The 18,529-nt window shown below is 64.3% G+C and carries 15 protein-coding genes and 2 pseudogenes; 12 read left to right on the top strand and 5 right to left on the bottom strand.

The window, feature by feature from the left end; translation table 11 throughout:
* The first annotated feature begins 12 nt into the window (after positions 1-12).
* The 12 genes and pseudogenes from HB777_21690 to HB777_21635 all read left to right on the top strand — a co-directional run bounded on the left by HB777_21690 (position 13) and on the right by HB777_21635 (position 11,726).
* On the top strand, positions 13-918 hold the full coding sequence (locus HB777_21690) for a LysR family transcriptional regulator (GenBank protein QND66268.1): 906 nt from the start codon (positions 13-15) through the stop codon (positions 916-918).
* A gap of 308 nt (positions 919-1,226) precedes the next feature.
* Positions 1,227-1,457: pseudogene (locus HB777_21685) on the top strand (prephenate dehydrogenase/arogenate dehydrogenase family protein).
* A gap of 150 nt (positions 1,458-1,607) precedes the next feature.
* Positions 1,608-2,330, top strand: coding sequence for a class II aldolase/adducin family protein (locus HB777_21680; GenBank protein ID QND66267.1), 723 nt, complete (start codon positions 1,608-1,610; stop codon positions 2,328-2,330).
* A 3-nt stretch (positions 2,331-2,333) separates the two neighbouring features.
* Positions 2,334-3,269 (top strand): glyoxylate/hydroxypyruvate reductase A, encoded by a 936-nt coding sequence (locus HB777_21675; GenBank protein ID QND66266.1) that lies wholly within the window; start codon positions 2,334-2,336, stop codon positions 3,267-3,269.
* 73 nt (positions 3,270-3,342) lie between these two features.
* Positions 3,343-4,056: a GntR family transcriptional regulator gene (locus tag HB777_21670; protein ID QND66265.1), complete on the top strand. Its 714-nt coding sequence runs from the start codon at positions 3,343-3,345 to the stop codon at positions 4,054-4,056.
* Between the two features lie 118 nt (positions 4,057-4,174).
* Positions 4,175-5,281, top strand: a complete 1,107-nt coding sequence (locus HB777_21665; protein QND66264.1) for a LacI family transcriptional regulator — start codon at positions 4,175-4,177, stop codon at positions 5,279-5,281.
* A 31-nt stretch (positions 5,282-5,312) separates the two neighbouring features.
* Entirely contained in the window at positions 5,313-6,416 is a 1,104-nt protein-coding gene (locus HB777_21660; GenBank protein QND66263.1) for an ABC transporter substrate-binding protein, read from the top strand.
* Positions 6,417-6,464: 48 nt separating this feature from the next.
* Positions 6,465-7,304 (top strand): ABC transporter permease, encoded by an 840-nt coding sequence (locus HB777_21655; protein QND66262.1) that lies wholly within the window; start codon positions 6,465-6,467, stop codon positions 7,302-7,304.
* Entirely contained in the window at positions 7,301-8,110 is an 810-nt protein-coding gene (locus tag HB777_21650) for an ABC transporter permease (GenBank protein QND66261.1), read from the top strand. Before HB777_21655 ends, HB777_21650 begins: the two co-directional genes overlap by 4 nt.
* Before the next feature lie 46 nt (positions 8,111-8,156).
* Positions 8,157-9,176, top strand: a complete 1,020-nt coding sequence (locus HB777_21645) for an amidinotransferase (GenBank protein ID QND66260.1) — start codon at positions 8,157-8,159, stop codon at positions 9,174-9,176.
* Entirely contained in the window at positions 9,177-10,235 is a 1,059-nt protein-coding gene (locus HB777_21640) for an ABC transporter ATP-binding protein (protein QND66259.1), read from the top strand.
* Between the two features lie 129 nt (positions 10,236-10,364).
* Positions 10,365-11,726, top strand: coding sequence for a Xaa-Pro aminopeptidase (locus tag HB777_21635; protein QND66258.1), 1,362 nt, complete (start codon positions 10,365-10,367; stop codon positions 11,724-11,726).
* 33 nt (positions 11,727-11,759) lie between these two features.
* Here HB777_21635 and HB777_21630 read toward each other — a convergent pair whose 3' ends face one another.
* From HB777_21630 to HB777_21610, 5 genes and pseudogenes are all read right to left on the bottom strand, one after another.
* Positions 11,760-12,764, bottom strand: coding sequence for a quinone oxidoreductase (locus tag HB777_21630; protein QND68860.1), 1,005 nt, complete (start codon positions 12,762-12,764; stop codon positions 11,760-11,762).
* Between the two features lie 75 nt (positions 12,765-12,839).
* Positions 12,840-13,280, bottom strand: a pseudogene (locus HB777_21625) (SRPBCC family protein).
* A 9-nt stretch (positions 13,281-13,289) separates the two neighbouring features.
* Entirely contained in the window at positions 13,290-13,727 is a 438-nt protein-coding gene (locus HB777_21620; protein ID QND66257.1) for an SRPBCC family protein, read from the bottom strand.
* Positions 13,728-14,031: 304 nt separating this feature from the next.
* Positions 14,032-16,218, bottom strand: coding sequence for a hypothetical protein (locus tag HB777_21615; protein ID QND66256.1), 2,187 nt, complete (start codon positions 16,216-16,218; stop codon positions 14,032-14,034).
* Between the two features lie 89 nt (positions 16,219-16,307).
* The gene (locus HB777_21610) at positions 16,308-18,503 is read right to left on the bottom strand and encodes an ABC transporter permease (GenBank protein ID QND68859.1); all 2,196 of its coding nucleotides are present in this window, start codon (positions 18,501-18,503) and stop codon (positions 16,308-16,310) included.
* Positions 18,504-18,529 lie beyond the last annotated feature (26 nt).

The following is an 18,529-nucleotide window of genomic DNA, read 5'->3' as shown; positions in this document are numbered from 1 at the left end:
CCGGAGTGCACCATGACCATCACCTTGAAACAGCTCGATTATTTCATCGCGACCGCCGAGAGCGGACAGGTCAGTCATGCCGCGGTGGAACTCAACATCTCACAATCGGCGGTCACCGCGGCGATAAAGACGCTGGAGGCTGATCTGGGCGTACGGCTTTTGGAGCGTAACCACGCTGGCGTAAGATTGACGATGGAGGGCGCGCGGTTTCTTGAGCATGCGCGTGTTATCACCGGGGCCGTCGCAGCCGCTGTCCGAAGCCCATTGCGCGACAGGAAGGGCCTGGCGGGCAAGCTGCGGCTAGGCATGACCTACACCGTCGTCGGCTACTACATGTCCCGTCACTACGCGCGGTTCCGAAAGACCTATCCCCAGATCGAGGTCGAGGTGCTGGAATTGCCCCGAGACGCTCTCGAAAGCGGCTTGATGTGCGGGGAGATCGACATGGCTGTGATGCTGGTGTCCAACCTGGCGCACACCGAGGAATTGGCGCAAGAGGTCTTGATGCGGTCGAACCGCCGGCTCTGGCTTTCAGCTGACCATCATCTGCTCGCGCGGCAGGAAATCAGCCTCGCCGACGTGGCGGCGGAAGACTATGTCATGCTGACGGTGGACGAGGCGCGCACGACGGCCGCCCGTTACTGGGATGCCGCGGGGCTTACGCTCCGCCCAGTCCTTACCACCAGTTCGGTCGAGGCCGTGCGCTCGCTCGTGGCTGCCGGCATGGGAGTCACTGTCTTGTCCGACATGGTTTACCGACCCTGGTCCTTGGAGGGGCAGCGTATCGAAGTGCGCAGGCTTGTCGAGCCGATCCCCAGTATGGATGTCGGCCTGGCCTGGTCGCGTGACAGACCAATCGACCCGGCGGCTGCCGCCTTCCGCGCCTTTATGTCCGTGACCATGGGCGGCGGCGGCTAGCCGCCGGCCCGTCAGACAGACGCTTTACCCCAAAGGAGGGCACGCACCCCGGCGTCCCGCTGTTCGAAAGTTATCTTCAGGAGAACGAGGGGTAGGGGGTGCCCGAGGTCGGTGCGATTCCACGCGGATCGCCGCATCGCTGATAGTTGTTGCCGGGAGCGGTCGAGAGTTGGACCTGTTCGAAGATCGGTGTCGGCGGCGTCTGGGCCAGCGGCATATCAGTGCTTTCCCAAGGCATGACCGTACGCGCGGATCAGGGCAAGCGGGGTTGCTGCCGCGCGCGTCGAATTGCTCGAATGCTGAAGTCCATGTCCCCGTTCGAAAAGATCGCGCTGGTTGGCGTCGGCCTGATCGGCTCGTCGCTGGCCCGCGTCATTCGCCGCGAGGGTTCGGCCCGTCACGTCGCCATCTCGGCGCGCAGTGCCGCAACGCTGGCACGGGCGAGGGAGCTCGGCCTCGGCTCCTCATACACCACGGATGTGAAAGAGGCCGTCCGCGATGCCGATCTGGTCATCGTCTCGGTGCCGGTCGCCGCGTCGCGGATCTCGGCGGGCATGGGGGGTACCGGAACGAAAAGCCGCTTCCCGCCCGTTTTTCCCTTGTTCCGGCTGCCGGCCCGCCCGGTTTGTTGACTGCATGCAGGTATTCAAGTATGCGACAGTCATCAACAGGAAGGACGGACCGGTACGATGTCGACTGCTGAAATGGCTATGCGCGAGGATTTGGCGGCGGCTTATCGGCTGATCGCCCGGTTCGGAATGGACGACATCATCCACACGCACATATCCGCGCGTCTGCCGGAAGAGCCGGAACTCCTGCTGATCAATCGTTACGGCGATCTTTTTCGAGAGGTGACGCCACAATCGCTGGCGGTGATCGATCACCATGGCCAGCAGATGCGTGGCGGGCAGGTGCCGATCAACACGGCGGGTATCGTCATTCACACCGCGGTCCACGCAGCGCGCCCGGATGCGGTCTGCGTCATGCATACGCATACCGCCGCCGGCGTTGCGGTCAGCTGCCTCGAGGAAGGACTTCTGCCGCTCAACCAGACATCGCTGCTCTTCTACGGACAAGTCGGCTATCACGAGTTCGAGGGCATCGCGCTCGATCCCGGCGAGCAGGAGCGTCTGGTCGCCGATCTCGGCGCCAATCGTGCCATGATCCTGAGAAACCACGGGCTGCTGACCGTCGGGCGCTCCATCGGGGAGGCATTTTCCCTGATGTACAACCTCGAGCAGGCGTGTCGCATCCAGCTTTCCGCCTTGGGCAGCGGGCGTCCCATCCACCTGCCGAGCAAGGAAGTGTGCGAGCGCACCGCCAGGCAGTATGAGGCCGATCCGGACGGCGCCGCGGAACTGGAATGGCTGGCGCTGCGCCGGCTTGCCGGAATGCCCATCGACGGGCATTGAGCCATGCGGATCGTCATTGCCGATCCGCTAGCCTACAGCGACACCTTCGAGCGCGCCCTGCGCGCGGCCCTTCCGTCGGCGGACTTCGTCCGCTGGCCAGACCTGGCGGACGGCGCCGAATACGATCTTTTGGTTGCCTGGCATCTGCCGAAGGAGATGATTGCGCTGCCGCGGTCGCTGCGTGCCATCTTCTGTTTCGGCGCGGGAACGGACCAGCTTCTCGAGGATACCCGCATTCCGGCCGATCTCCCGATCGCGCGCCTGCAGGATCAAGGCCAGGCCGAGCAGTTGCTGGACTATGCGATGCATGCGGTCTTCGCGCGCCTGCATGACGACGTCGCCACCAAAGCGGACCAGCATGCCCGCCTGTGGCGCCCGCCCGATCGTCAGAACCGGACACGCGGGTCGCTGCGGACGGCTGTCCTTGGACTGGGTCCGCTCGGTCTGCATGTCGCGCAAGGGCTTTCGGCCGCCGGCTTCCAGGTGTCCGCCTGGTCGAGAAACCCCCGTCGGATCGAAGGCGTCGCTTGTCTGCATGGCGACGACGGGCTCGGCCCCTGCATCGACGGCGCTGACGTCGTGGTCAATCTCCTGCCCTCCAGGCCCGAAACAAAAGGCATATTGTCGGACCGGCTGTTTTCCCGTCTCTCGCCCGGCGCCTATGTCGTCAATCTCGGCCGTGGCGATCACCTCGATGAGGAGGCGCTACGCGCCGCGCTCGATCGGGGTTGGCTCGGCGCTGCGTGGCTGGACGTCTTTTCCGTCGAGCCTCTGCCGCCCGAGCACTGGTTCTGGCGGCACGAACGGATCCGGCTGACGCCTCATCGCGCCGGCCTGCCGACGCCGCAGGGCGCTGCGGCGTCCATTGCCGCCGTCGTTGCCGCACTCGAACGGGGTCGCAGGCTTCCGGGTTTGGTGCGGTCTGGGGAAGCTGACTGAAAATTGAGCTGATCGCGCAACTGCACAGCGAATGCGCTTGACTCGAAATATGCCTGCATGCCAGCATACCGCCATGCTGAAGTTAAGCACCCCTCTCTTGGCGGATCAGAACGAGCGTCGAAACACGATCTCGTCAAAGGCCTATGTCGAGTTGCGCGAGGCCATCATCACCGCGCGTGTCGCGCCCGGTGCCAATTTTTCGGAAACAGATGTCGCTCAGTCGCTTGGCATCAGCCGCACCCCTGTGCATGAGGCGTTCACTCGGCTTTTCGACGAGGGCCTGATCGAGATCTCGCCCCAGACCGGCACCCGTGTCTCGCTGATCGACATGGCGCGCGTCCGCGAGGCGGTGTTCATCCGCTCCACGCTTGAAAGCGCCGTCATTGCCAGCAGCGGCGTCAGGCCCGATCCAGCCTTGCTGGACGAGGTCGAGTTCTTGCTTCGAGCGCAGGAGCGCCTCGTCCACGGCGATGACATGGGTGCCCTGCACCGCGCCGACATGGCCTTCCATGCAGGCCTGCTTGGCGCTTTCGCGCATCCTCGGGCGTGGACTGCCTGCCAGCACGTTTCGGCCGACATGATGCGCGTCCAGTTCCTGATCGGCATGAAGCCGGATCACATCCGCTCGATCATCGCCGAGCACCGTGCCATTTTCGACGAGGTCCGGGCCGGCAATATGGCCGAGGCCGCACAACTCATGGCGGCGCACATCCGAAATGCCGATTTCGATCAGTTGAGCTTGAAGCGCGAGCATCAGGAATTCTTCCGAACCGGAGACCTCCCGTGAGCGCCGCCGTCATGCGCTCCTGCTCGGTCGCGGAAGGCGCGCGTGATTTTTTTGGGCCGTTTATGAAACCGGTTTACTGAGCCGGCTGTCTGCACATGTCTCGCGGGAGTTGGGCCGCTTGTCGGGAAGATTGAAAATCACCATTCGCGATGTTGCCCGGGCAGCCGGCGTGTCTGTCACGTCCGTTTCCCGTCATCTCAACGGGCAGATCAACCTGCCGGAGCCGACGGCGAGCCGCATCCGGCAGGCGGCCGAGCGCCTAGGCTACCGTCCCAACGCGATCGCCCGCAGGCTCAGCAGCGGCAAGAGCGAGACACTCGGCCTCATCACCGCCGACATCGCCTATCCGCTGTTTGCCGAGATCGCCAGCGCGTCGGAGGCCGAGGCCGCCAGGCATGGCTACAATCTCCTGATGTTCAACAGCCGGAATCTGGTGGAGAAGGAAGTCTCCTTCCTGTCGCGGATCGAAGACCGGCAGGTCGACGGCATCCTGCTTCTCACCAACCATCATGATGACGGGCGGCTTTTGCGGCGGATCAACGAGACCGGAAAAATCGTGCTTCTCGATGAGGACGTGCCCGGCGCGAAGGCGCCGCGACTGTTCGCCGACAACGTCCATGGCGGTCTCCTGGCGACACGCCATCTGATAGCGCGCGGCCACACCTGCATTGCCGCTATCGGAGGGCCGAGGGGACTTCTCAGCACCACCGAACGTCTCGACGGCTTCACGCAGGCGCTTGGCGAGGTCGGTCTTCATGCCGATCCCGCACTGCTGAGGTTCTGCGAGTACGAGGAGGCGCCGGCCTCGATCGCGTTTCTCGACCTTCTGGAACAGAACGAGCCGCCCACCGCGATCTTCACCTTCGGCGACATGCTGGCCACCGGCGCCATGCGGGCCGCACGGCAGGCTGGCATCCGCATTCCAGACGATGTTTCGCTCGTCAGCTTCGACGATATCCACAATGCGGATCTGCTCGCGCCGGCGCTGACCACGGTGCGTCAGTCGGCGGCCGAGTTCGGCACGCGCGGCGTCAACATGCTGCTCGATTTCATCGCCGGTCGGAAATCCGAAACGGCGACCGAACGGGTCGGCGTCGAACTCGTCATACGCAATTCGGTGGCGCCGCCACACGGCCGTCCGTCAGGACGTTCGATAGCGCATACCGGCACAGGAAGCCCCGATGGGCTCCCGGTGTCGGCCAGGGAGGAAGAGCAACAGAGTTAGCCGCTTCCGCGGACGTGAAAGGGGAACACACATGTCCATCAATCGCTTTGGTCAAGACGCAGCGTTGATTGCGCTTGATAAATTCAGAACTGGGAAGATCGATCGCCGAGGCTTCATGACCGCCATGGCCGGGCTTGGCATCGCAGTTGCGTTCAAGCCTGGGCGGGCCTCCGCCGCGGCGTCGGAAATCGTCGTCTGCAACTGGGGTGGGGCTGCCCTCGAAGCCTTTCAGAAGGCCTATGGCGAGCCGTTCAAGGCCAAATCCGGCATCGAGGTCGTCATCGACGGCGCTGGCCCGGCGACCGGTGCGATACGCGCCATGGTCGATTCCAAGAATGTCACCTGGGATGCCACGGATGGCGGCATGACGGACGCCGTCGTGCTCGGCAAGGGCGGCTATGTCGTGCCGATCGACTATTCCATCGTCGACAAGTCCCTTGTCGGCGAGGGCCTCGCGGCCGAGTTCGGCATCTGCAACTACACCTACTCCAACGTGTTGGCTTATGACGCCAAGAAGGTCGGCGCCACCGCCCCTTCAAGCTGGAACGACTTCTTCGACCTCGAGAAGTTTCCCGGCAAGCGCACCATGTGCAAGTGGATCCAGGGGCAGCTCGAAGCCGTGCTGCTCGCCGACGGCGTCAAGCCCGAAGAGATCTACCCGCTCGACGTCGACCGCGCCTTCAAGAAGCTCGAGCCGCTGCTGCCCAATCTGATTTTCTGGGATTCGGGCGCGCAGAGCCAGCAGCTCTTCCGCGACGGAGAGGTGGTCATGGGCAATATCTGGCATACGCGCGCCAACCTGCTGCGCAAGGAAAACCCGAACTACACCTGGACCTGGAACCAGAACCTGATGTTCGCCAGCGCCTGGTCGGTACCGAAGGGCAATCCCGCCGGCAAGAAGGTCTTCGACTTCATCAATTCGTCGATGGACCCGGAAGGCCAGGTGACGCTGTTGCGCATTATGGGCAACGGTCCGTCGAACCCGAAGGCGCTGGCGCTGATGACCGACGAGGACAAGGCGGTCTATTCGCTGGCCCCCGAGAACGCCAAGACAGGTCTGGCTATCTCGGCGCAATACTATGCCGACAACGAGGCCGAACTGCAGAACAAGTTCCTCGACTTCATCTCGCGCTAACCATCGGAGACCACCACCGGCCACTGGCCGGTGGTGGTTCGAAAGATCATGACGTCATTCCAGCGTTGGGCCTTCTGCCTGACGGTGCCGGCAGCGCTTTTGACACTGTGTCTCTACGTGCTGCCCATCCTTCAGGTGCTGGCCCTCAGTTTCACCGAGCCGACCCTCGGCTTCGGCAATTATGTGGCTCTGTTTCAGAACGCCGCCATCGGCCGCGTCGTGCGCACGACCGTCTTCGTCTCGGCGGTCACGACCGTGCTTACGATCGTCATGAGCTACGCGGTTGCCTTCGCGCTGGTTCATATGCCGCCGGCGACGCGCCGCGTTGCGCTGTTCATGGTCATGGTGCCGTTCTGGATATCGGTGCTGGTGCGCGCCTTCGCCTGGATCACCATCCTGCGTCGCAATGGCGTGCTCAACTCGGCCCTGGTCGGCAGCGGAGCCGTCAGCGAGCCTCTCGAACTGGTCTACAACCAGTTCGGCGTCATCGTCGGCATGGTGCATTACATGATGCCCTTCGCCATCATGCTGCTCTACGCGAACCTGTCGGAGATCGACCTCAGGATCATCCAGGCCGCACGATCGCTTGGCGCGCGCCCGGTCACCATCTTCTTTCGCGTCTGGGTGCCGCTCAGCATGCCGGGCCTGGCAATCGCCGGCCTGTTCATCGTCATCTTCTCGCTCGGCTTCCTCGTCACGCCGGCGATCCTGGGCGCCGGCAGGGTGCTGATGGTCGCCGAATATATTTCCGTGCAGATATCCTCGACGCTGCGCTGGGGCGTGGCAACGGCCCTGTCGACGATGCTCCTGCTCGTTGTCGCCATCCTTGTTGCGCTGGCCATGCGCAGCCCGGCATTGCGCGCTGCCTTCGAAGGTGGCCGCAAATGACGCCGCGCATCCGCCGCCTGCTCGAGCGCGCTCTGCCGAAGCTCTTCGCCTGGCTGCTGCTCGCCTTCCTGTTCGTTCCCGTGCTCGTCGTCATTCCGGTGGCGTTGACCGATCGGGACTACCTGTCCCTGCCCAACAACGGCATTTCATTCGACCATTTCGCGGCCCTGGCCAATTGGCGCGCGGGCTGGATGGCGAGCATACTCACGAGCCTCGGCATCGCCCTGGCCTCAAGCGTCGTGGCGACGGCCGTTTCGGCGGCTTTCGCCATAGGCGCGTGGGTCTATGTCGGACGCTGGCCGTCGATCCTGCGCGTCATCCTGCTTTCGCCGCTGATCGTACCGCCGATCATCTATGCGGTCGGCATGGTGCGCCTGTGGTCGAAGCTGGGTCTCCTCGACACGTGGCTTGGTGTCACTATCGTCCATGTGATCCTGGCGATGCCGCTCGCCGTTCTGGCGATCGGCGCTTCGCTGTCGAACCTCGATCCGAGGCTGGTGCAGGCGGCCCGCTCGCTCGGCGCGCGCCCAGCGACGATCTTCGGCCGCGTCATCCTGCCCAACATCGTGCCGGGCACGGCAGCCGGGGCGATCCTTGCCTTCATCGTCTCCTGGGACGAGATCACCGTGACGCTGTTCATCACCAGCCGAGGCATCGTCACCCTGCCGCGCAAGATCTGGACGAGCATCGCCGATGCCGTCGACCCCGCGCTGGCCGCGATCGCAACCGTCATGCTGGCGGTCACCATCGTCGGCCTCATCCTGCGCATGACCGTCTGGGACCGTATTGCCCAGCGCCGGTCATGACACGACCTTCACCAGCTTCGCTTGTTTCAGAAAGGAAATCGAAGACATGACTGCCCACAGCGCCGCAATGAGCGAGCACGAATACCGCGAGGCCAAGTTCTTCCAGACCTTCGGCTCTGTCCCAGCACCGGCTTTCCACGACCCGGAAGAGCAGACCCGCGTCTGGGGGCGGCCCTGGGGTTGCACCAACGATGTCGGCAAGCTGCGCGCCGTGCTGATGCACCGGCCGGGCGAGGAGATCAATGTCGTCGACAAGAACAAGCCGATGCCCGAGATCGGCGGCTTCGGCGATCCGGAAAAGGGCTGGTACTTCATGGGCAAGACGCCGCCCGATCTCGCCGCCATGCAGACCGCCCATGACGCCTTCACCAAGCTGTTGCGGTCGCAGGGCGTCGACGTCATCCTCACCGAAAAGGCCGCACCCGGCGCGCTTAAGTCGACCTTCTGCCGCGACAGCGTCATCGGCGTGAAGGGCGGCGCGATCGTCACCCGGCTTGCCCGCCGCGCGCGCCGTGGCGAGGAACTGATGGTCACCCAGGCGCTTGCCCGGGCCGGCTGCCCGATCCTCGGCACGCTGCATGGCGAGGCGGTGTTCGAAGGCGGCGGCTTCGCGCTGCTCGACGACAAGACCGCCGTCTGCTCCGTCTCCGTCGCTTGCAATGCCGAGGGCGTGCGGCAGGTCGAGATGATCCTCAACAGCCTGGGCGTCGAGCTGATCAAGGTGCCGATGCCCGGCTATCGCATCCACATCGACGGCTCCTTCATGATGATCGACAAGGAGACGGCGATCATCAACATCAACGAGCTGCCCTATGTCTTCATCGAGTATCTGAACAAGCGCGGCATGAAGCTGATCGAGCTGCCGCCGGAAGACAACGCCTTCTCGCTCAACTGCCTGGCGATCGCGCCCGGCCGGGTCGTCATGCACGCCACCCGCACGCCGCGTCTGGCCGACCGGCTCGACGCCGCCGGCATCGAGATCCTGACGCTGGACTATGAATGCATCGAACTGAACGGCGGCGGCATTCACTGCTCGACGGGTCCGCTCGCCCGGGATCCGATCTGAATGTCCTTTCTCGACGTCCGAAACCTCCGCAAGACCTACGGCTCCGCCGTCGCGCTCGACGGGATCGACCTGTCGATCGAGGCGGGGGAGTTCGTGACCTTGCTCGGCCCTTCGGGGTCGGGCAAGACCACGCTGCTGATGTCGGTCGCCGGGTTCACCAAGCCAGACCAAGGCGCCATCCTGCTGGATGGCGTCGACATCACGCGCGTCGACCCGGAGGACAGGAATTTCGGACTGGTCTTTCAGGGCTATGCGCTGTTTCCCCACCTGAACGTCGCCGACAACATCGCCTTCCCCTTGCGGGTCCGCAAATGGGACAAGGCCAGGATCGCCGCGAGGGTGGAAGAAGTCCTGAACCTTGTCGGTCTCGACAGGCTGGCCGCACGCAAGCCGCGCGAACTTTCGGGCGGTCAGCAGCAGCGCGTCGCGATCGGTCGCGCGCTGGCCTTCGGGCCGAAGATACTGCTGCTCGACGAACCGCTGTCGGCGCTCGACCGCACCTTACGCGACACCATGCAACGCGAACTCAAGCGGTTGCATCGGCAGACCGGCGTGACCTTTGTCTATGTTACCCATGACCAGGAAGAGGCCTACGCCATGTCGGACCGCATAGCCGTCTTTCACAATGGCGCAATCGTCCAGGTTGGCACCCCACGCGACATATACCGCGCTCCCGCCTCGCGCTTCGTCGCGGGCTTCCTCGGCGGCAACAACATCGTTTCGGCGCGTGCCGTCGATGGCGGGATCGAGCTGTTCGGTAGCCGGGCGCCGATGCCCGGGGGCTACGATGCGTCACGGCATGGCCGATCGGTGCTCACGGTCTGGATGCGGCCGGAGGACATCGCCATCGGCGAGCCGCAGCCTGGGGCCATCGCCTTTCCCGCTGTTGTCGCAGACGTCTCCTTCGTCGGCTCGTCCGAGCGCGTGACCGTATCCACCCCTGACGGCCAGGAAATCCTGGTCCTGGCCGCCTCGGCAATGGCGCGCGGCATCGCTGCCGGCAGCAAGGTCACCTGCAGCGTGTTGCCCTCGAGCATCGGCTTTCTTGCCGATGAATAATTCGCCGACGAGCAGGATCGCATCCATCGCCGGCGCATCCGACTGACGATCGGCCTCGGCCGAAATCCGGCTTTCCTGACAGCCCGCCTTTCCTGACAGCCCGCCCTTCCTGACAGATTGAGAGACATGATGACCATCAGCCTTCGCACCGTCGACATTCCCGATTTCGGCATTCCTGTCGAGCGTCCGGCCATTCCGGCCACGACCTACGAGGCACGTTGCGCCAGGGCGCTTGAGCGCGCCGGCACGGACTGGCTCGCCGTCTATGCCGATCGCGAGCATGCCGCCAACATCGCCTTCCTGACTGGCTTCGAGCCGCGTTTCGAGGAGGCAATCCTGCTGCTCGGCAAATCGGGCCAGCGCATCGTCGTCACCGGCAACGAGAATCTCGGCTACACGCCTATCGCCGGACTGCCCGATATCATCACCATGCTGGCGCAATCCCTGAGCCTGATGGCGCAGGATCGCATGCAGAAGCCGGACCTCGTGGCCGTACTGCGCGAGGCTGGCATCGCGTCGGGCGACAGTGTCGGCCTGGTGGGCTGGAAATATCTCGAGAAAGAAGAATGGTCCGCGGCGCGTCCGACCTTCCTGGTGCCGGCCTTTATCGTCGATGCAATCGCTGCGATCGTGTCCGCGTCGTCGATCATCGATGCGACGCCGGTGCTCATGCACCAGACGGGCGGGCTGCGCGCCGTCGTCGATGCCGATCAGATCGCCGAGGCCGAATGGGGTGCGGCCCGCTCTTCAATGGCCGTGTGGCGCATCCTGAGCGGCTTCACGCTCGGCGACACCGAACTGATGGCAGCCTCGCGCATGGGGTATGCCGGCGAGCCGATGAACTGCCATCCGATGTTCGCGACCAATGATGCGTCCGGCCCGGTGATAGGCCTGCGCAGTCCTACGGCTCGCGTGCCGAAGCGCGGCGACGGCGCCACCACGGCGGTCGGCTACTGGGGCGGGCTGACCGCCCGAGCCGGCCTGATCGCCGAGCATGACGACACGTTTCTGGAGGTGGCCGAAGCCTATTTCCGCGGCCTGATCGCCTGGTACGAGGCTGCCGGCATCGGCGCCGAGGGTGGTGCGATCCATGAGGCCGTGATTTCGACCCTGGCGAACGGCAAGCTGCGCCCAGCCCTCAATCCAGGCCATCTCGTCGGCCTCGACGAGTGGATGAACTCGCCGATCCGTCCCGGGTCGACCGAGCGCATCGTCTCCGGCATGCCGTTCCAGGTCGATATCATACCCGTGCCGATGCCCGATGGATGGACGCTCAATTCCGAGGATGCGGTGACATTCGCCGATGCCGGCTTGCGTGCCGAAATCGCGCACCGTCATCCAGCACTTTCGCAGCGGTTCGAGGCGCGCCGTCGCTTTGTCGCCGAACGGATCGGCATCGCGGTGAAGGAGGATATCCTGCTGCTGTCCGCCATCCCGCTCTGCCTGCCGCCCTTCTGGCTGGCCAGCGGCAAGCTTCTGGGCCGCGACTGAGAACATCGGCGGCTCAGATTGTGGCAACTCGTCTCACACCTTTAGCACCAGCGCGCCGGTCGTTTGTCGAGACTCCAGATCGCGATGGGCCTCCGACGCCGCTGCCAGATTGTAGTGCCTCGGAGGTTCGACCTTGATAACCCCCTGTCGCAGCGCGGCAAAGAACCGGTTCAATTGCGGAGCAAGCTTCTGCGGTGTGTCCGTATAGTGGGCGTAGTTCGGCCGGGAAATCGTGACGGACTTCGAAGAGAACCGACCGATGTCCCAGTTGCCGACTGGGCCGGAAGCCTGGCCGAAACTGACGAGATGGCCTCGTACCGCGAGCGCCGCCAGTGACCCACCGAAGGTATCTTTGCCGACAGCGTCGTAGGCGACATCCGCGCCGGCGCCGCCGGTCAATCGCATGACGGCTTCGGCGAAATTCTCTCGCGAATAGACGATGACGTGATGAGCACCGAGCCGTTCGACGATCCGCGCCTTGTCGTCGCTCGACACCGTCGCAATGACCGTTGCTCCGAGATGGCGGGCCCATTGCACCAGCAACTGCCCGATGCCGCCGGCGGCGGCATGGATGAGGACGATCTCGCCCGGACGGACAACATGGACGTCGTGCAGCAGGAAACTCGCGGCGATGCCTTTGAGCAGCCCGGCGGCGGCAATGTCATCGGAGATATCATCAGAGAGCTGGACCAAAAGATCAGGCACCATGTTGCGCCGCTCGCAATAGGCGCCGACCGGCGGACACGCATAGGCGACACGGTCGCCGACAGAGAAGCCCGACACCGCCGACCCAACGGCCTCGATGACGCCGGCCGCCTCCATACCCGGCACGCCAGGCGGCTGCAGAAGGTCGAAATAGCCGGCGCGGCAATAGACGTCGATGAAATTGACGCCGATCACCGTATGGCGAATCTGCACTTCGTTCGGTGCCGGCTGTGGCAGTCCAATTTCCCTGAGCTGCAGCTCTTCCGGTCCGCCATAGCGCTCGACAACGATCGCCCTGGTTGTTGCGGGCTGACCTGGAGTGACCGTTGGCACGACGCGCGGCACGCTTGCCGATGAGGCAGGAGCGGCAACCGCCCGGGAAGGTCTCGCATCGACCGGCGAGCCCACGCTTCGGCCTCGTAGAAGATTACGCACGGCCGCGAAGCCGGCCTGATAGATGCCTTCGGCGACCAGCTTGACCAGTTCGTCGCGCCGATGCGCCGGCGGATTGAACTCCGAGCGCCATTCCCAGAAGGTCGCGTTACCGTCGGTCACCGGTTTCAGCCGCACCGAGGCGACATAGCCCATCAAGGGAAGCGGCGCTTCGAGCAGGCAATAGCTGAGCCGCCGGTCCTTGTCGGACAGCGCCAGCAATTGCTCACGCAACTCGCCGCCGTCGGCCAGCCGGAAATGGCGCACCGACCCGACCGCATCGACCGGATCGCCGCCCTCGATCTCGCTGAAGGCAATAGCAGGGTGCCAGCGGTCATGGCCGTTGAAATCGCGCAGGATCGCCCAGACCTCGTCGATCGGTGCATCGATGATCGTGCTCTGGCGAACCTGCACCATCGGCCGATGTCAGCGCCCGAACCGGTTTTTCAGTGCGGTCAAGGCGGTCTGGAACACGCCGGTGCCGATCTGCTGTATCAACGCCGCCTCGCGATCGGGCGCGCAGTCGAACTCCGCTTGCCATTCGGCGAGCGTCAGATTGCCGTCGGTGATTGGCGTCAGCGACAGGGTTGCGACATAGTTCTCCACCGCCATCGGGCTTTCCAGGATCGCGTAGCTGCAGGATAGGTCGTAGTCGGAAAGCGCCAACAGCCTTTCGCGGATGCGTCCGCCGTCCTTCAGCGTGAAACTTCTGATGCAGCCGATCTGGTCGGCTTGCGCATTCTGCTCGATGCGGCTTTCGACAGCGAACGGCGCCCAGCCCGGCAAGCCATTGAAGTTGCGGACGAGCTTCCAGACTTCCGCCGCTGGCGCGGGAATGACCGAGGATACATAGACCTTGGTCATGCTTGGAAGCCGGATATGGGCGTGGCAGTCCGCGCATGCATTGTCTCGCGCCGTGCCAGATCGACCCCCACTCCGTCGAGCTTCGCTCGACACCTCTCCCCGATCGACGGGGGAGAGGAAGGGTACGAACCGTCCACGGCAGGCTCCCTTCCTCTCCCTCCGGAGGGGGAGAGGTGGCGCTGCGAAGCAGCGACGGAGTGGGGGAACCACTTGGCAATCATCGCGAACCGACGCAGCACGGCAATCAGGCGCAAGACATCGTCTCGCACGGCCCAACGAAGCGCAACGAAACACCGCCTTCACCTCAGTGATCGCGATCGTCATCGTCGTCCTTGACGGGTTTGCCCTTGCTCTTCTTGTCACGGGTCAGGCTGGCTATATCCTTGGCGTCGCGCAGCACGTCGGTCATGCGACCGAGCGAGCCGCCCTCAATGCCGATCTCCTTCATCAGATTGTCGATCATCGGCGCCTGCACCCGGTAGCGCAGCGCCGAGTCAATGACTTCGTCAGTGACATTGCGGTTGCCGCCATTGCCACCATTGATGCCGTCGACATGCAGGATCTTGATGCCCTCGATCTTCTCCATCGGCTTGACGCTTTCGCGGATGATGCCCTCCATGTGATCGAGCAATTTGCCGCGCAAGCGACCGGCCCTCGCGCCCTCGGAAAGAATGTTCTCGGCCTCGTTGAGTTGGCGATGGCCGGCGGCGTCGACCTCGTAGCGCTGGGCCGCGGCAAGGGCGTGGATCTTCTCCGATTCCGCCGAGGCGACTGCGGCGATCTTCTGTGCTTCTGCGAGGCTCTTCGCCGCCTTCATCTCGGCATCGGCGGCTGAGACGATGCGCAAGGCGTCACGCTCGGCCTCGCGCTGCGCTCCGATCAGGTCGGTCAGCTTGCGGCGTTCGGCGATCTCGCGCTCGCGGGCGGTGAAGGCCTGCTCCTCGGCCTGGATGGCCTTGGCACGCACGGCTTCGGAAGCCGCGATCGCCGAAGACCGTTCCTGCGTCTTCTTGGCGATATCGATCGCCTTCTGGATCTCGGCAATTTCGATCTTCTGGTCGCGATCGACGCCAAGCTGCCTGATATCGCGATCCTTGATCAGGCGCGCTTCCTCGATGCCGCGTTCGGTGGTGATGCGGGCGCGTTCGACCTCTTCGTCAGCCGAAATCTCGGCTTCCTCGAAAGCCTGACGTTTGGCGATCTGCAGTGCTTCGAGATGACGCTCCCTTGCGATCCTGACCTCGTCGATGGCGCGATCCTGCGCGATCCGCGCCGTCTCGGTCGCCTGGTTCTCGACGATCTCGGCACGGCGCTTTTCCGCCTCGGCCCTGGTCACTTCCAGCGCCTTTTCGGCCAGGGCTATCTGGCGCTCCAGTTCGGCAACCTCGAGCAGTTTCCTGCGATCGATCTCGAGCTGGCTCTGCGTGCCCTCGCGTTCGATGCGGGCCCTTTCCAGCGACAGTTCAAGCGCGATCTGCTCGCGCTCGGTCAGCTCGCGCATCTTCATCTCGGTCTCGTCGAGCGACCGGCGGCGAGCGATCTCCCGACGCTGCGTGTCCTCCTCGCTCTTGATGCGCTCCTCGGTGATGTTGCGCTCCTGGTTGAGGCGCGACTTCTCGACGGCTTCGCGCGATGACAGCTGCGCCTGTTCCGATTCCTGGTCGCGCAGCGCGCGATCGATGGCGAGTTCGGAGCGTTGGGCGGCACGGCGGATCTCGACCTCGCGCTCCTGCTCCAAGCGGGCGTATTCGCTGTCGCGGTCGATCTCCAGCACCTTGCGCTGGGTGTCGAGATTCTGGTTGCGGATGTCGACCAGCGTGCGCTGCTCGATCTCGTTGCGCATCCGGCGACGGGTCTCGATCGATTCCGTCAGTTGCGTCAGGCCTTCGGCATCGAAGGCGTTGGACGGGTCGAAATATTCGAGGCTTGTCTGGTCGAGATCGACGATGGCGACGCTCTCCAACTCAAGCCCGTTGGCGGCAAGCGATTCCTCGGCGAGCCTGCGCACCTTGGCGGCATAGTCGCCGCGCAGTTCGTGCATCTCTTCCAGCGTCATCTGTGCGGCGACGGTCCGCAGGGCGCCGGCAAACTTGCCTTCCAGCAGTTCGCGCAGGCTGTCGGGCTGCAGCGTGCGGCGGCCAAGCGTCTGCGCGGCAGCGGCGACCAGCTCGCGGCTGGCGCCGACGCGGACGAAGAACTCGGCGATCAGATCGACGCGCATGCGGTTTTTGGTGATCAGCGCAAAACCATCCTCGCGCCGCACCTCGATGCGCAGCACGTTCATGTTGACCGGGGTGATCTCGTGCAGCACCGGAATGACGAAGGCGCCGCCATTCACCACCACCTTCTCGCCCATGAAACCGGTGCGGACGAATGCCGTCTCCTTGGTCGAGCGGCGATAGAGCCAGCGCAAGATGTAGACGGCGATCACCACGACGACCGCGGCAATGATCAGCCACAACAGGAAAGCGCCAAAGGCTTGCGCGTCCATGATCTATCCTCCCCAAGACAATACGGTCGGCACGGGGCGACCGGCAGTGTTTTCAAACATCCACCCGCACGGTGGCGAAGTCCAATTCTTCATGCCCGCCTCTGCAGTTTCGGCGTGATTGCGTGGAACGCAGAGATCACAGCGTCGACGAAAGGCGTATCGTTGATATTTCCCCGCACCCGCTCGACATGGCGCAGCGGTGTGCGGCGAACGGTCTTCTCGATCGCTTCGAACAAGGCGTTATCGGCTTCCGGGTCATGAAAGGGCTGATCGGGCGCGTCGAGCATCGAGACGCCGCCTTCCGGCAGCAGGAACCGCACCGGGCCGTTCATGGCGTTGAGCCGCGCGCCGATCCATTCGCCAAAGGCACGGTTCTCGTCGCGCGTGGTGCGCATCAGCGTGACATTCGGATTGTGGATGACGAATTTGCGGCTGCGGAATTTCTCCGGCACGCTGTCGCGCGGGCCGAAATTGACCATGTCGAGCGCGCCGGTCGAGCCGACATAGGGCAGTCGGGTGCGGATCGCCGCACCGAAGCGGTCCTCCGTCGCCGGGAACACGCCGCCGACGATCATGTCGGCCACTTCCGTGGTGGTCAGGTCGAGGAACGCCGACAGCAGCCGGGAATCGCCAAGGGTCTCCATAGCGCGCCCGCCGATACCGGTGGCGTGGAAGACGAGGCAATCATAGTCGGCCTCAAGCCGTTTGGTCACCGCTTGCACGGCTGGCGTGGTGACGCCGAACATGGTGATGCCGACAGCTGGCCGCGCCAGTTTGCGTTTTGCTTCCCACGCCTCGGCATTGGGCAGTTGCGCGACCATGCCGGCCATGGCGTGCGCGGCATTGGACAGCACCTGTTCCGTGATCGAGTTCAGCCCCTGCACATCGGCGACCGAATGGAACATCATGATGTCGGCGCCGCCGACATATTTGGCGACATCGCCGGCCGCCACTGTCGACACCATGAGCTTGGGGATGCCAACCGGCAGCACGCGCATGCCTGCAGTCGCCAGCGTCGTGCCGCCGGAGCCGCCGGCCGAGATGACGCCGCCGATGCGCGGCTCGCGTTCGATCCAGCGCGCGAAGGCCTCCGCCATGGCGCTGACCGAGCCGCCGCGATCATTGGTGAAGACCGAGGACGAACCGCGCGCGTGCATGCCGGCCACCTGCATGGCGGGCACATCGGCGCTCGTCGGTTTGCCCGATGTCGAGAGATCAACGGTGCGCACCGGGACGCCCAGCGACTTCAGCCGATCAGCGACGAAGCGCAGTTCCTTGCCCTTGGTGTCGAAGGTGCCGACGACCAGAACTGTCCTGCCGATGCGCTCGGCAAAGGGGATGGTGAAGACCTTCTTCAGGTCGTCCTGAGGTGCTGTCTTGTCGACCGCCGCCTGCCGCAATTCGGTGACCGGCACGTTCCAGCGGTTGGGCAAGTCGGTGACCGGGCGATAGATGCCGTTCTGCGGCATTGGCTCGGCCGAGCCGGCTCCAGTGCGATCAACGCGATAGACTTCCGCCAGTTGTTCCCTGGCCTGCGCTGCGTCCGCCGGCGTGACCGGCGCTTCCTCGGCATGGCGGCCGACGCCAAGCAGCCGCTGCTGCAACTCGCGGTCGGCGGCGAGCGCCTTTGCGTCCATCAGCCGGTTGATGCGGCCGTTGACCATGATGGCGACCTGGTTCGACACTGCGGTCGCCACGCCGATATTCTGCTCGATGACCAGCACCGCCATCTCGCCTTCGGCGGCGAGGTCGATCAGCATCTGCTCGACCTGGTCGACGATGATCGGCGCCAGGCCTTCGGTCGGCTCGTCCATGACCAGCAGCTTCGGGTCGCTGAGCAGCGCGCGCGAGATCGCCAGCATCTGCTGTTCGCCACCCGACAGCTGCGAGCCGCCATTGCCGCGGCGCTCGGCCAGGCGCGGAAAGGTCTGATAGACACGCTCGACGGTCCAGCTGGCATCGCGCCTGCTGCCGGCGGCAAGCCGCAGATGCTCGTCGACTGTCAGGCTCGGCCAGACGCGGCGGCCCTGCGGCACATAGCCAACGCCGAGGCGATGGATCTCGTGCGGTTCGAGCGCCGATATCTCGCGGCCATCGACGCGAATGGAACCAGACTTCGCCCGCTTGAGGCCAACGATGGTGTTGCAAAGCGTTGACTTGCCCATGCCGTTGCGGCCGACCACCGACAGCACGCCGCTTTCCAGCGTCAGCGAAACACCCTGCAGCGCATGGCTTTCGCCGTAGAAGACCTGCAGGTCTTCTATCCGCAGGATTGCCTTGGCAATTTTGCCAGAACTTGCGCGGGACGAAC

This window comes from Mesorhizobium loti, assembly GCA_014189435.1.
Lineage (GTDB): Bacteria > Pseudomonadota > Alphaproteobacteria > Rhizobiales > Rhizobiaceae > Mesorhizobium > Mesorhizobium loti_G.
The sequence above is the reverse complement of the archived record's forward strand: the minus strand, read 5'-3'. Positions and strand labels throughout refer to the sequence as shown.

Coding starts and splice junctions, on each gene's coding strand:
- HB777_21640 (QND66259.1), top strand. CDS start 9,177: ATGTCCTTTCTCGACGTCCGAAACCTCCGCAAGACCTACGGCTCCGCC.
- HB777_21645 (QND66260.1), top strand. CDS start 8,157: ATGACTGCCCACAGCGCCGCAATGAGCGAGCACGAATACCGCGAGGCC.
- HB777_21680 (QND66267.1), top strand. CDS start 1,608: ATGTCGACTGCTGAAATGGCTATGCGCGAGGATTTGGCGGCGGCTTAT.
- HB777_21670 (QND66265.1), top strand. CDS start 3,343: ATGCTGAAGTTAAGCACCCCTCTCTTGGCGGATCAGAACGAGCGTCGA.
- HB777_21690 (QND66268.1), top strand. CDS start 13: ATGACCATCACCTTGAAACAGCTCGATTATTTCATCGCGACCGCCGAG.
- HB777_21620 (QND66257.1), bottom strand. CDS start 13,727: ATGACCAAGGTCTATGTATCCTCGGTCATTCCCGCGCCAGCGGCGGAA.
- HB777_21650 (QND66261.1), top strand. CDS start 7,301: ATGACGCCGCGCATCCGCCGCCTGCTCGAGCGCGCTCTGCCGAAGCTC.
- HB777_21615 (QND66256.1), bottom strand. CDS start 16,218: ATGGACGCGCAAGCCTTTGGCGCTTTCCTGTTGTGGCTGATCATTGCC.
- HB777_21675 (QND66266.1), top strand. CDS start 2,334: ATGCGGATCGTCATTGCCGATCCGCTAGCCTACAGCGACACCTTCGAG.
- HB777_21635 (QND66258.1), top strand. CDS start 10,365: ATGACCATCAGCCTTCGCACCGTCGACATTCCCGATTTCGGCATTCCT.
- HB777_21660 (QND66263.1), top strand. CDS start 5,313: ATGTCCATCAATCGCTTTGGTCAAGACGCAGCGTTGATTGCGCTTGAT.
- HB777_21655 (QND66262.1), top strand. CDS start 6,465: ATGACGTCATTCCAGCGTTGGGCCTTCTGCCTGACGGTGCCGGCAGCG.